Source organism: Pseudomonas sp. PS01270 (assembly GCF_029959775.1).
In the GTDB taxonomy this organism is placed as follows: domain Bacteria; phylum Pseudomonadota; class Gammaproteobacteria; order Pseudomonadales; family Pseudomonadaceae; genus Aquipseudomonas; species Aquipseudomonas atacamensis.
In genome coordinates, this window is sequence record NZ_JASCPT010000004.1 from 110,388 (window position 1) to 124,428 (window position 14,041).

Consider the following 14,041-nt stretch of genomic DNA (forward strand, 5'->3'; position numbering starts at 1 on the left):
TGAGAGGGCTAGGGTGAGCGCACAACGATAAGAAGGCTCACCCGATGACCGCCATGACCCCGTGCCTGGATCGACCCGGATTTTTGCCCAGGCTTTCTTCGCATCATCAACCTCGCAGCCGTTTGAGCGCACCTTTGCTGGCATCCAGCGCGCGGGTGAAGCTGTTGTGCGCGCCCGCGGGCAGTGGCAAAACCGCACTGCTCACCGAATGTCTTCTTCAGGCGCGTGCAGAGTGCGAGGCAATCTGGCTGCCGCTGGCGGGAGCGGCGCTCAGCGCCGATGAATTTTGCCGGCGTCTGACGCGGGCGCTCGGGCTGGTCGAAGGCCTTGATGATACGCAGCTGATGGCGGAGCTGGCCCATTGGTCGAGGCCGACGTCGCTGTTTATCGACGATTACAGTCGGCTGCCGGATCCGGCTGTGGATGCTCTGCTGGATCGCTTGCTGGCGGTCAGCAGCCCGGCGCTCACTTGGTGGATCAGCACTCGCCGCCGGCCGCAGTGCAACTGGCCGCGCCTGTTGCTCGATGACGAACTCTACGAATTCGAAAGCGCCAGCCTGGCGCTGACTCACGATGAAGTGGTATCGGTCCTGCACCATTTGCCGCCAGACCAGGCGGAGCGTGTCGCTGCCCGTATCATCCAGCGTACCGGCGGCTGGTGCGCGGGGGCGCGCATAGCGCTCCTGCAACAGTGCGACTGGTCGCAAAACCTGCAACCGCAGCAGCGTGTCGACACTCTGCTCGATTATCTGCAGCACGAACTGTTCAGCAACCTGACCCCGGAACAGGACGAGGCATGGCGTGTGCTGGCTCACCTGCCACGGTTCAACGCGCCGTTATGCGAGCATTTGTTCGGCCCTGGCGAAGGCGCTCAGCTGCTGCGTGATTTGCAAGTGCTGGGCTGCTTCATCGAGCCTTGGCAAGCGTCCGCTGACTGGCTCCAGGTGTTCCGCCCGCTGTCGCGAATCATCCAGGAGTCGCACTGGCCGTGTGCGCGTTCCTGGCACCGGCGCGCCTGTCAGTGGTTCAGCGCGACGCAGGATTGGCGAGCGGCGTTCGAGCAAGCGTTGTTGGCCGAGGAATACGAAACTGCCGTCAGCCTGTTGCAGCATTTCGGCTTCGAAGACTTGTTCGAAGACCAGACGGTCGTCCTGCTGTTGCGTTTGCACGAGCAGCAAAGCCAGCAGCTGACCCTGATGACACCCCAGCTGATCGTGCTGGTCACGGGCGCCTTATTGTTTGCCGGCCGGTTCGAACAGGCCGGGCAATGCCTGGCTCATCTCGGCCGCTTCATGCCACAACCGACAGCGCAGCTGGAGCAGCAGCTGCTGGCCCGCTGGCAGGCGCAACAGGGATGGCTGTTTCACCTGCAAGGGCAAATGGAGCCGGCACGCGCCTGCTTTCAGGAGGCGTTGTCTGCGCTGGCTGACGAGGCCTGGCAGGCCCGTGTGATGTGCCTGTCGGGACTGACCCAGCAGGCGTTGCTGTGCGGTGAGCTCGATCAGGCCCATGCCCTCAACCGCGAGGCGCTGTGCCTGGCGCGGGCTCACGGCTCGTTGCTGTTCGAAGGCTTGCTTGAGCTTGACCATGCGCAATGGCTCGAGCAGCGAGGCGCGCCTTTGCGTGCGGAAAGCCTGCTGGTGGAGATCGAGCACTTGCTGCGTCAACGCAGCATGGTGCCCACGCCGCTGCTCGGCCGTATCGCCCTGCGACGCGGACGACTCGCGCTGTGCATGGGCCTTGAAGAGCAGGCTGCGCAGCTGTTCAGCCAAGGCCTTGAAGATTGCTTGCGCAGCCAGGACAAGCGGGTCCTGTATGGTTATCTGGGGCAGGCGCAACTGGCCGGCAATCGCGGCGATTATGCCTGTGCTTTCGAGCGCCTGCGCGAGGCCGAAAGGGTCATGCAGCAGCGGCAGATTCCCGATACGGTCTATCGCGGTGTTGTGTTGCAGGTCAGCAGCCAGTTCTGGTTGCAGCAGGGGCGACCGCATCTTGTCCAAGAAGCGTTGAGCCGACTGTTACGGCATTATCGGGGACCTTCTGCGTTGCAGGCGCCACCCGCGACGTTTGAGCTGATTATTCGCATCGAATACCTGCTGGCCTGCGCGAATGCGCAATCGGTCCCTGACGAAGCCGCTCTGCCCATCATTGAACGATTGCTGAAACGCGCTCAGGCCAAGGGCATGTTGGCGGCAGAAACAGAGTTGCTGCTGGCCTTCGCCCAGTTGGCCGAATCGAACGGTGATGCGGTGGCGGCGCAGCAAGCTTTCCAGCGAGCCGCAATGCTGGCGGAGCGCTGCCGGTTGCAGCAAGCCATGCGCGAGTGGGAATTACGCCGAGGCAGCACCGGCACGGCGTCTGGCAAGCAGATTCCTGTCTGGCTGAGCGATAACGCTGATCATGCCCCAGGCCTCAGTCGACGCGAGCGCGAAGTGCTGGCATTGATTGCTCAGGGTGCTTCGAATCAGCAGGTTGCCGAACAACTGTTTATTTCATTGCATACAGTAAAAACCCATGCGCGGCGTATTAATGGAAAGTTGGGTGTGGAGCGCAGAACTCAAGCGGTGGCAAAAGCAAAGTTGATGGGGATACTGATTTAGGTTGTGAGGTTTTGCAGTACAAAGGATTGCATGTGTTTGTTGGCATGTTTTGTAAATTGTTCGCCCTTCAAGTTGCCTGGAAAAGAAACTACCTTGCAACTATCTACAGTGGCTGTGTTCGCAGCTCTGGATAGTCAAGTAAGGAAAAGATGTGGTCAAGTTATATAAAAGTCTGATGCGTGGTTCTTTGGGTGAGCAACTTACCTGGCCTGAAGAGTGGGAAAAGGCAATCCAGGCAAAAGAAGATCTTTTCAAGATCGTCGACGCCATGCCGAGCGTGCTGGATATTCTTCGTAGCATGCTTGGCAGTGAATTGAAGCGTTTGGGCAAGACAATCGATATTGACAAGGTTTATATCAATACAGACTCGGCTTTTCCTGATAATGGAAGTCGCCCTTCTGGCACTCTTTGGGAAGTGACTGTTCATTGTCTTGATAATAATGTCAGCCCCGCTTACATAATGGGCGGTGATGGGGTTTATTCTCTGCCGGACACCCGGAATGAGCAGTTCAAAGTCAGTGCTCTCAATGTCCTTATTGTCGAGGATCTGATTGCTGCGGTGATCACCGGGTTGCAAAAGACATTGCAAACCGAGATCGCAAAGTTCTGGGCGGCGCCAGCCAGGTCCATGCGACCGGACACGGCACCGTTGACCAATAAGCAGGCTTTCATCGAAGCCTGCGCCGTGGTCACCAGTGCAGAGCTTTCGCTGTCGGTCATGGCCAACAATTTTGACGCTTGGTTGGGCGAGCGATTCGCTCATCTACTTGACGCAGATGGCGGTCGCGCAGCGTTTGAAGTCAGGCTGCAACCTGAACAGGATTACCTGCTGTCGCTTCAGCCTTGTTTCGTTCTGGACAACGCCGAGCGTGCGGATGCAGAAATGCCGCTGGTGAATGAGTCAACCTCTTATCTGCTGCATACGCCGGAAAACGGCTTTGAATTTTTTGAAAAAAATATCGATCTGCATAGCAAACTTCAGCAGCGACTGTCCCTGAGTGGAGACCAGATCAGGTATCTGAAAGCTGCGCAAAGTCCTCATGCATTTTGTGCCGAGGCTCACCTCAAGGGTCAGCTTGAAAGTGTTTCACTCTTGATCGGTGGCCAGGAACAACTGGCAAAACCGCTGACTTCCATGCTGCAGGACAATCAAGGCCTGCATGTGCTGCGTTACGGCATCGAAACCCGCTTCTATCTGCTTTGGGCTGCATTGAAACGCACCGATTGGCCGCTATGGCTGCATGCCGCTGGTAGCGATATGCAACAGCGCTATAGCGAGCTTGAAGAGTCGCGGGATCAATACCAGGCTGTCTACTCAAACACCTTCGATGCATGTTTTTCATTCAAGGATTATGTAGTGCGCACATTCGCCGAATGGGCGGACAGGGTACTTGGTGAACAACTGGATCCGGAATCGATAAGTGTCCATAGCTCGTACAGTCTGCAAATTGCCGGGCGTACTATCGAACAGGAAGAAACCCGGACGCTGACGGAGTTTATTGTTTTCGGGCTGCACGACAATGGTTATAGAGCGGCTCTGACTATCATCGGCGCTCCCGCCGGAAGTCGGTTGACGGCAGTAGCGCTTGAACAGTGGCTGGAAAATCGTAACCTGCGGCTGGAATTTACCGGCACTCTTGCATACTCGCCCTCGGTGGCTTACCAGGAGGCTTATCGCAACTATCTCTGCAGTCAGATGGAGTTCGCGGCTTTTGTTGCTCGTCACTCCGGGAAACTGGATTCCACTGATGCCAATATCATCGCGCGGGCCATGGCCAATGATCCTGCGGTGACGGTTCAGGGAATGCGAATCCGATCCCAGGTGCCGGCGTTGAAAGAGGTCCTGATCATTTCGGCCCGAGAGTATGTACCGTCGCTGATGTTGATCAAAACGCCTGCCGGTGAATTCGAACTGCATAAATTTGCCGATATCTACGCGGCAAACCGCTGGCTGGAGTCGGCGTTGTCCGCTGATCGTGAATACGCTGCATTGCTGATCCATCCGGACTATCTGCACGAAGCGGGTGAGTTGCTCGGCAGCGCTCGTACACAACTGAGCTATCGCTATACGCTCGATAGCCGACCGGTTGATCTCGGCCTGAATCCCAAAGCACCCTTGGCGGACTACGCGAATGTCGCCTACCGCGCCGAAGTTGCCCTGCACAAGGCCATTGCACCGGCCGGTTATCGGGCGCTTGGCTTCGAGGGCCGCAAGCGCTATTCGCGTCTGAGCATCGAATTCAAGGCACTGTCCATGGTTGAGGCGCGAGACAATGGTTTTCCGACATTCGAGCAATTCACTTATGACTCGGTGAAAGCTCAGATCGAAGACATTTTGCGTTCGCGTGGCAGTAACGTTTCGGTCGATCCCGACCAGATCATTGTGCAAACCGAAGACTTTCGTAAGAGCGTTACCGACGTTTTGCTTGAAGGACTCGCTTTTGAAGCGGCGCACCCGTCCTACGAAACGAAATTCAGCCCGAAATACTATTTGGTCAACGGCCATCCCATCGTTGAAAAACTGGATATCCGCGACCTTTCCTCGCTGTCGAAAACATTCCGACCCGGCGACAGATATACCGCGATGCTGAAAGAGCAATATCAGAACAAGGCGCATCCTGATTACTCATTCAAACGCGCTGTACACGCCCGGAAAATCCGTTGTGAGATGTACCGTAATGCATTTGCCGACTTCACCAACGGCAGATTAACCACTGAATCTTTCTCTGCTGTCCAACGGGTTATCGACAATCTGAAAGAAGGTGGCGGCTATCCATCAATCGTCAATAGCGTCTCCGAAGGCGACATCGGGCTGTATAAATTCAACATCGGCACGCTGGGTCTGACGGCTGCCGGGGACCGTACAGTGGGTGGCGTTTATATTTTTCGACTGAAGTTATCGTCAGGTTTCTTCGACTTGCTCTATACGCCTGACGCGCCGGATCAAGTCAGCTTCCGGCCGATCGCTGAGTTCATTCCTTCGATTCGTTTTCGGAAAGGCCCGTTCAGGACCTACTACAGCGAGCGGATACTGCTGGTTGACCAGAAAGTGATCAATGACTACTTCGATAATCTGGTCGCCACGGTAGATGCCCGACCGGTCATTCGCACGCAGCAGCGTTCGTTACTGCCCGATCTGTTCACTTTCCACGACGAGCGCGTGCGCCGTGTATTGAGTGACATTGACGAACGGACCACCAGTCTCAATGAAATAATTGCCGCCCTGGTTTATGAAAACCTGTTGAAGGCCGCGAACATCGTCAGCCTGGTGGTGCCACCCGTAGGCACTGTGGTGGTGGCTGTGCAGGTGATGAAAAGCATCTACGACGCTTCGCAGTCGCACCGACGGGGTGATTATTCCGCCGCGCTGGGGCATGTGCAGGATGTATTGAGCGGACTGCTGACATTGGGTCAGGCTGCAGCGGCGGGGGCGCCGGTTAAAGAACTTACCCGTGCGCAACGCTCGTTTCTAAGTCTGTTTGAAGACGCCCGCACGGTCGCGGAACTCGTCACGTATTACACCGGCCATGAAGACCCCGCCGATGAGCTGATCGGTTTCTTCAAGTCACTGATGCAAGAGGGTGACAGCGCATTGAGCAAGACCACGGTGCGTTGAGTCGTTTCGAGCGCACATAAGCATTACTTAACTTTCGTAACCCATGCGCCAACTCACGGCCCGCGTCGCAGCCAACAACCGCTGCGCCGCCGGGCCGTTTTCGTCGGCGTGGAACAGCGAGGTCGGGCCGACGATGGTCAGCACCGCAGCGATCTGGCCGACCGCGTTGAACACTGGCGCAGACAGCGCATCCACACCCGGCATCAACAAACCATGCACGTGATGCAGACCGCGTTCGCGGATCTGTTCACACAGCGCTGCATAGGCTGTCTCATCCTTGAGCGGATGCTCCGCGACAGCGATTTCCTGCTCGCGCAATTCATCGGTTTCCCGGTGCGGCAGGTAAGCGCTGAACACCAGCCCGGTGGACGAACTGAGCAGCGGCAGCACCGAACCCAATTGCGTCACCACCGTCACCGCGCGCACCGCCGGTTCGATATGCACCACGGTTGCGCCCTGATTGCCCCACACCGCGAGAAAGCAGGTTTCGTTGAGTTCGTCGCGCAACTCGGACAGCGGCAGGGCGGCGACCTTCAGCACGTCCATGCTGTTGAGTGCGGCCAGGCCCACCCGCAGCGCTTCGCGACCGAGGCCGTAATGGTTGGTGGCGGCGTTCTGTTCGGCAAATCCCGAAGCAATCAACGCCTGCAGATAGCGATGCACCTTGCTCGCCGGCATCTGCACGTGTTCGGCCAGACGCGACAGCGAAGTCGACGGTGACAACTCGGCCAAAGCCTTGAGGATGTCGGTGCCGACCTCGGCGGAGCGGACTTTCTGTTTGCCGTTGCTGTCGCTGGTTTTTTCCATGGGGCTGGCGGTTCCGGTTCGAATGGGCGTCTTTATAGCTTGACGCTGGATAGCGAGCAAATTACGTTATGCGTAATCAGATTACGATAATAACAACCCCGGCGTGCCGAGACCTCTGAGCCAGAGCGATGGGCCATTGCCGACTCCCTGTTCAGGAGGCTCCATGAACCTCGATTCAACCGCGCAGGACCTGGTTTACCAGTCCGGCTTCGGCAACGAATTCAGCACTGAAGCGTTGCCCGGCGCGCTGCCCGTTGGCCAGAATTCCCCGCAAAAAGCCCCGTACGGCCTGTATACCGAATTGTTCTCCGGCACCGCGTTCACCATGCCGCGCAGTGAAGCGCGCCGCACCTGGATGTACCGGATTCAGCCATCGGCCAACCACCCGGCGTTCGTCAAACTGGAACGGCAACTGGCCGGCGGACCGTTGGGTGAAGTGACGCCCAATCGCCTGCGCTGGAATCCCCTGGAGCTGCCGACCGAACCGACGGATTTCATCGATGGCCTGGTCAGCATGGCCGCCAACGCCGGCGCCGAGAAACCGTCCGGCATCAGCATTTATAACTACACCGCCAACCGTTCGATGGAGCGGGTGTTCTTCAACGCTGACGGTGAAATGCTGCTGGTGCCGCAACTCGGTCGCCTGCGTATCGCCACCGAACTGGGCGTACTCGAAGTGGCGCCGCTGGAAATCGTCGTGCTGCCGCGTGGCCTGAAATTTCGCGTCGAACTGCTCGATCCACAGGCACGCGGCTACCTCGCCGAGAACCATGGCGCGCCGCTGCGCCTGCCAGATCTGGGGCCGATCGGCAGCAACGGTCTGGCCAATCCCCGGGATTTCCTCACCCCGGTCGCTGCCTACGAAAACCTCCAGCACCCGACTACTTTGGTGCAGAAATTTCTTGGCCAGTTGTGGGCCACTGAACTCAATCACTCACCGCTCAATGTGGTCGCCTGGCATGGCAACAACGTGCCGTACAAATACGACCTGCGCCGTTTCAACACCATCGGCACGGTGAGTTTCGATCATCCCGATCCTTCGATCTTCACCGTATTGACCTCGCCGACCAGCGTGCACGGTCTGGCCAACCTCGATTTCGTGATCTTCCCGCCGCGCTGGATGGTCGCCGAAAACACCTTCCGGCCACCGTGGTTCCATCGCAACCTGATGAATGAATTCATGGGCCTGATCCAGGGCGAATACGACGCCAAGGCCGAAGGCTTCGTGCCCGGTGGCGCTTCGCTGCACAGCTGCATGAGCGCCCACGGCCCGGACGGCGAAACCTGCACCAGGGCGATCAACGCCGAACTTGCGCCTGCAAAAATCGATAACACCATGGCCTTCATGTTCGAGACCAGCCAAGTGCTGCGCCCAAGCCGTTTCGCCCTCGACTGCCCTCAATTGCAATCCAGTTACGACGCTTGCTGGGCCTCGCTGCCCGCCACGTTCGACCCGACCCGGAGATAACCCATGACACAGAATTCCATCACCCGCAGCTGGGTCGCTTCGGCCAACGGTCACAGCGATTTCCCCTTGCAGAATTTGCCGCTGGGCGTGTTCAGCCTCAAGGGTTCTGCGCCGCGCGCAGGCGTGGCGATCGGCGAGCACATCTTCGATTTGCAGGTGGCGCTTGAGGCCGGGCTGTTCGACGGCGTCGCACGCAGTGCGGTGGAAGCCATGCACGGCGGGCAGTTGAACGCGTTCTTTGAACTTGGCCGTGAGGCGCGGGTGGCCCTGCGCGAACGCCTGATCGAACTGTTCAGTGAAGGCAGCACGCTGCGCGGGAACATCGAAGCGCAAGGCGCGAAACTCTTGCCGTTGGCTGCCGATTGCCAGATGCACCTGCCGGCGCGAATCAGCGATTACACCGACTTCTACGTCGGCATCGAGCATGCGCAGAATGTCGGCAAACTGTTCCGTCCGGATAACCCGCTGTTGCCGAACTACAAGCACGTGCCGATCGGTTACCACGGTCGCGCTTCCACAGTGCGAGCGTCCGGCACCGACGTGCGCCGGCCGAAAGGCCAGACGCTGCCGGCCGGGCAGACCGAACCGGTATTCGGCCCATGCGCACGTCTGGATTACGAACTGGAGCTGGGCATCTGGATCGGCCAGGGCAATGAGATGGGCGAGCCGATTGCCATCGGTGACGCTGCCGAGCACATCGCCGGTTTCTGCCTGCTCAACGACTGGTCGGCGCGGGATATCCAGGCTTGGGAATACCAGCCGCTCGGGCCATTTCTGTCGAAAAGTTTCATCACCAGCGTCTCGCCCTGGGTGGTGATGGCTGAAGCACTGGAACCATTCCGCACGGCGCAACCGGCGCGCCCTGAAGGTGATCCGCAGCCGCTGCCGTATCTGCTCGACAAGCGTGATCAGGACGGCGGTGCCTTCGACATCGAACTGGAAGTGCTGCTGCGCACCGAAGCCATGCGCGAGCAGAACCTGCCCGCCCATCGCCTGACCCTGAGCAACACCCGCTACATGTACTGGACCGTGGCGCAAATGGTCGCGCACCACAGCGTCAACGGCTGCCAGTTGCAGGCTGGTGACCTGTTTGGTTCGGGCACTTTGTCCGGCCCGGAAAACGGCCAGTTTGGTAGCCTGCTGGAGATTACCGAGGGCGGTAAGAAACCGATCGAACTGGCTTCCGGCGAAGTGCGCAAGTTCCTTGAGGACGGTGACGAAATCATCCTGCGCGCCCGCTGTGCCCGCGAAGGTTTTGCCTCGATCGGCTTCGGCGAATGTCGCGGCACCGTGATCGCGGCACGCTGACAGGAGCGGCTTATGGATCTCTTTGGCTATTACCGTTCCACTTCATCGTACCGGGTGCGAATTGCGCTGGCGTTGAAGGGCCTCGATTACCAGGCGCTGCCGGTCAACCTGATTGCGCCGTCGGGCGGTGAACATCGGCAGCCGGCGTATCTGGCGCTCAATCCCCAAGGCCGGGTGCCGACATTGCGCACCGATGACGGCGCGCTGCTGATTCAGTCGCCGGCGATCATCGAGTATCTGGAAGAGCGTTATCCACAGGTGCCGTTGCTGCCGGATGATCTGCTGGCGCGCGCGCAGGTGCGCGGCGTTGCGGCGGTAATCGGCTGCGACGTGCACCCGCTGCACAACGTCAGCGTGCTCAATCGCCTGCGCCAGGCGGGGCAGAATGAGGCGCAAGTGGTGGAGTGGATCAGCCATTGGATCAGCCAAGGGCTGGCGACAGTGGAGCAGTTGATCGGCGACAGCGGTTTCTGTTTTGGCGAATGGCCGTGCCTGGCAGATGTGTATCTGATTCCGCAGTTGTATGCCGCAGAACGGTTCAATGTTTCGCTGGAGGCTTACCCGAAAATCCGCCGCGTTGCTGCGCTCGCTTTGGAACATCCAGCGTTCATCAAGGCCCATCCCGCCAACCAACCAGATACCCCTAAATGATCGCTCCCACGCGGAGCGTGGGAACGATCAATAAAAACAAAAACAGGTACTTGCGATGCATAACCAGATTGCCAGCTTCCGTGCGGCGCTCGACGCCCGGCCTGTGTCCCGTTATCAGTGGTTGCTGTTGACTCTGCTGGCGTTGCTGCTGGTCACCGACGGTTATGACGCCCAGGTGCTCGGTTATGTAGTGCCGGCGCTGGCCCAAGACTGGGGGCTGGAAAAATCCGTGTTCGGGCCGGTTTTCAGCGCCAACCTGCTCGGCCTGACCCTCGGTTCTCTCGCGGTTACGCCGCTGGCTGACCGCTTCGGTGTGCGTCGCATTCTGCTTGCCTGCGTATTGATCTACGCCACGCTGACGGTGCTGATGGTTTTCGCCGATTCGCTGAACACGCTGATGATCGCGCGATTCATCTGCGGCATCGGCATGGGCGGCGCGATGCCCAGCGCCATGGCCTTGATGTCGGAATATTCACCACCGCGTCTGCGTACGTTAATGGTGACGCTGGCTGCCTGTGGTTTCTCGTTCGGTGGGGCGGCGGGCGGTTTTGTTGCCGCCGGTTTCATCGATCAGTTCGGCTGGCAGGCTGTGTTCCTCGCTGGCGGCGTGACGCCGTTGCTGCTGTTCCCGTTTCTCTGGTGGATGTTGCCGGAATCGCTGCCGCGTTTGCTGCGTGATGCACCGCCGTATGCACGGCTGCGCAAAGTCAGCGCGCGGATGTTGCCGGACTGGCAGCCACCGCTGGCCAGCGTCGAGCAGAACGAGCGTGAGCAGGGCAGCAAACTGACCGTGGTCGAGTTGTTTCGCAACGGCTACGCGCGGCCAACCTTGTTGATCTGGGCGACGTTTTTTGTCAGCCTGATTCTGTTGTATTTCATGATCAGCTGGCTGCCAACGCTGCTGCTGGAAAGCGGATTGAAACTCAACGAAGCCAATCTCGTGACGTCGATGTTCCTGTTCGCCGGGACCCTTGGCGCGATCTGTATGGCCTGGTTCGCCGACCGTTTGCAACGCAAGGTGCGCCTGTTGTCCGGCGTACTGGCAGGGGCGGCGCTGTGCACGATTCTGCTCGGGCTCAACCACGACGATCCGCGTTTTCTGGTGGCCTGTGTGTTTGCCGCCGGGTTCTGCATCATCGGCGGGCAACTGACGCTGAATGCCTTTGCCAGCAATTTCTACCCGGCCCATGTGCGCGCCACGGGCACCGGATGGGCATTGGGCGTGGGACGTTTCGGTTCGATCCTCGGCCCGCTGTTCGGCAGCCTGCTGCTGGCAATGCATATACCGGTGGCGCAGATTTTCTTCTTCTGCGCGATCCCGGCGGTGATTGCCGCACTGCTGATCATTCAGGTGCGCTCGCCCACTGATGCCTCCCGAGCCACCGTGGGAGCGAGCCTGCTCGCGAAGAACGATAACGCGGTTTGACCGGAGACCGAGGTGCCTGCTTCGCGAGCAGGCTCGCTCCCACACAGGTTTGTGTGGGCCTCGAGGATGGGGGCAGCCCGCAGAAGGTAGTTAATGCACGACGGAGTTGGGCGGCAGATGGCCGAGGCGTTCGGTCAGGCGCAGCCGCTGGATCGGGTCTTCGCTGAGCAATAACGCATGCTCCAGATCGAAGCGCTCAGCGTTCGGGCAATCCAGCCGTTGATACAGACTGGCCCGGGCCATGTAATCAGAGGCCTTCGCATCGCCCAGTTCGAGCACTCGTTCTGCGTCGATCAACGCGGCGATGTGATCGTCGTGGGTCAGGTGCAATTGGCGCAGGTTGCGTGACAGACGCTGCAGCATCTGCACCGGAGTTGCGCTCAGCAAATGTTCGGCGCTGAGCTGCATGTTCGGCCCGTATTGGCGTTGCAACAGTTCGCGACAGTCGTTGGGATACAAGCGTCGCCCGCCGCAAGGGTCGAGCAAGTGGTCGGCGCCGGGTACCCGCAACAGGAAATGCCCGGGGAAGTTGACCCCGACCAAAGGAATTTCGAGGCCATGCGCCAGTTCCAGTGCGATCAACGCCAATGCCAGCGGCTGACCGCGCTGGGTGTGCAACACGCGGTGCAGCAGCGCCGCCTGTGGGCGCAGCGGCAGGAAATCATCCTGTGCGAAACCGAGATCGACCATGCGCCGCAACAGCGGTTGCGCCAGTTCGCTGACCGGCAGCATCGGCAGCCCATAGCTGACGCGTAGTTGCAGATCCTTGAAGGTGCGCAACCATGCCTCGGGCTCGAGGGTTTTGTCGTGCTCGGCACTTATCCACAGCGCAGCTTCCAGCAGCGCCGGCGGTGAACGATGCAGGCATTCGAAAAAGCGTTGGCGCGCACTCATCTGAATCTCCCTCCAATGCCTCGTTTTAGCCCCGTCCGGGTTGTTCGTCCAGTGCCGGGCGCGTTGAGCGCGAGTTATAGCGGCGCAACATTGTCCGCTCGGCGGCTCATGCTGGTGCGCGCCAGCAATTTTCAGGGGCAAGCCTATACTGGCGTTCTACAAGAAGTGATTCGGGAGCCTGTCGATGTTCGCTCTCATGCAAAGCACTCGCCTGGAATCGCTGCACCTGAGCGTGGACCCGGTCACCGGGTTGAAGGCGGTCATTGCCATTCATGACAGTCGCCTGGGGCCAGCCCTGGGCGGCTGCCGTTACCTTGCCTATCCCAACGACGAATCTGCGGTCGAGGACGCCATTCGCCTGGCGCAAAACATGAGCTACAAAGCGGCGCTGGCCGGCCTTGCGCAGGGCGGCGGGGTGGCGGTGATCGTGCGCCCGGCCCATGTCGAGAATCGCGCCGCGTTGTTCGAGGCTTTCGGCCGTTGCATCGAGCAGCTCGACGGTCGCTACATCACCGCCATCGACAGCGGCACTTCAGTGGCGGACATGGACTGCATTGCCCAGCAGACCCGGCACGTCACCAGCACCACCTCGGCAGGCGATCCGGCACCGCACGCGGCCATGGGCGTGTTCACCGGCATTCGCGCCACGGCGATGGCGCGTCTGGGCAGCGACAACCTCGAAGGTTTGCGCATCGCGATTCAGGGGCTTGGCAACGTCGGTTATGCACTGGCCGAGCAACTGCACGCGGCCGGCGCCGAGTTGCTGGTCAGTGACATCGACCACGGCAAGGTGCAACTGGCGATGGAGCAGCTCAATGCTCACCCGATCGCCAACGACGCATTGCTCAGCACGCCGTGCGACATTCTCGCGCCTTGTGGGTTGGGCGGGGTGCTTAATAGTCACACCGTTTCACAGCTGCGCTGTTCCGCTGTGGCCGGTTCGGCGAACAATCAACTTTCCCATCTGGATGTGGCGGATCAACTGGAACGGCGCGGGATTCTTTATGCGCCGGATTATGTGATCAATGCCGGCGGGCTTATTTACGTTTCGCTTAAACATCGTGGCGAGGAGTTGCCGACCATCACGGCACATCTGTCGAAGATCAGTTCGCGGCTCACGGAGGTCTTCGCTCACGCGCAGGCGGAAAAACGTTCGCCGGCGCGGGTGGCGGATGAGTTGGCGGAAAAGGTTTTGTATCGCTGAAAGCAAAAGATCGCAGCCTTAGGCAGCTCCTACACTCGGAATGTGGGAGCTGCCGAAGGCTCGGGCC

At 59.5% G+C, this 14,041-nt stretch carries 9 protein-coding genes; 7 read left to right on the forward strand and 2 right to left on the reverse strand.

Features of this window, described 5'->3' with window-relative positions:
• Positions 1-44 precede the first annotated feature (44 nt).
• Complete coding sequence (locus QMX86_RS02925) at positions 45-2,600, forward strand: LuxR C-terminal-related transcriptional regulator (protein WP_282384060.1); 2,556 nt, start codon at positions 45-47, stop codon at positions 2,598-2,600.
• A 151-nt stretch (positions 2,601-2,751) separates the two neighbouring features.
• Positions 2,752-6,216, forward strand: a complete 3,465-nt coding sequence (locus QMX86_RS02930; protein ID WP_282384058.1) for a DUF6543 domain-containing protein — start codon at positions 2,752-2,754, stop codon at positions 6,214-6,216.
• A 27-nt stretch (positions 6,217-6,243) separates the two neighbouring features.
• Here QMX86_RS02930 and QMX86_RS02935 read toward each other — a convergent pair whose 3' ends face one another.
• Positions 6,244-7,023: an IclR family transcriptional regulator gene (locus QMX86_RS02935; RefSeq protein ID WP_024011648.1), complete on the reverse strand. Its 780-nt coding sequence runs from the start codon at positions 7,021-7,023 to the stop codon at positions 6,244-6,246.
• Positions 7,024-7,186: 163 nt separating this feature from the next.
• On the opposite strand from QMX86_RS02935, the gene hmgA reads away from it, so the two are divergent.
• From hmgA to QMX86_RS02955, 4 genes are read left to right on the forward strand one after another with little or no spacing between them, the layout of a single operon-like run.
• On the forward strand, positions 7,187-8,491 hold the full coding sequence (gene hmgA, locus QMX86_RS02940) for a homogentisate 1,2-dioxygenase (RefSeq protein WP_071174423.1): 1,305 nt from the start codon (positions 7,187-7,189) through the stop codon (positions 8,489-8,491).
• A gap of 3 nt (positions 8,492-8,494) precedes the next feature.
• Positions 8,495-9,799, forward strand: a complete 1,305-nt coding sequence (fahA, locus tag QMX86_RS02945; protein ID WP_282384055.1) for a fumarylacetoacetase — start codon at positions 8,495-8,497, stop codon at positions 9,797-9,799.
• 12 nt (positions 9,800-9,811) lie between these two features.
• Positions 9,812-10,450 carry a maleylacetoacetate isomerase gene (gene maiA, locus QMX86_RS02950; protein WP_282384053.1) on the forward strand — a complete coding sequence of 213 codons (639 nt, stop codon included), beginning with the start codon at positions 9,812-9,814 and terminating at the stop codon, positions 10,448-10,450.
• Positions 10,451-10,505: 55 nt separating this feature from the next.
• On the forward strand, positions 10,506-11,876 hold the full coding sequence (locus tag QMX86_RS02955; RefSeq protein WP_282384051.1) for an aromatic acid/H+ symport family MFS transporter: 1,371 nt from the start codon (positions 10,506-10,508) through the stop codon (positions 11,874-11,876).
• Positions 11,877-11,966: 90 nt separating this feature from the next.
• Here the strand turns inward: QMX86_RS02955 and QMX86_RS02960 are convergent, their stop codons facing one another.
• Entirely contained in the window at positions 11,967-12,770 is an 804-nt protein-coding gene (locus tag QMX86_RS02960) for a transglutaminase family protein (protein WP_273527524.1), read from the reverse strand.
• Between the two features lie 184 nt (positions 12,771-12,954).
• Between QMX86_RS02960 and QMX86_RS02965 the strand changes: the two genes are divergently transcribed.
• Complete coding sequence (locus tag QMX86_RS02965; RefSeq protein WP_071174427.1) at positions 12,955-13,974, forward strand: Glu/Leu/Phe/Val dehydrogenase dimerization domain-containing protein; 1,020 nt, start codon at positions 12,955-12,957, stop codon at positions 13,972-13,974.
• Positions 13,975-14,041 lie beyond the last annotated feature (67 nt).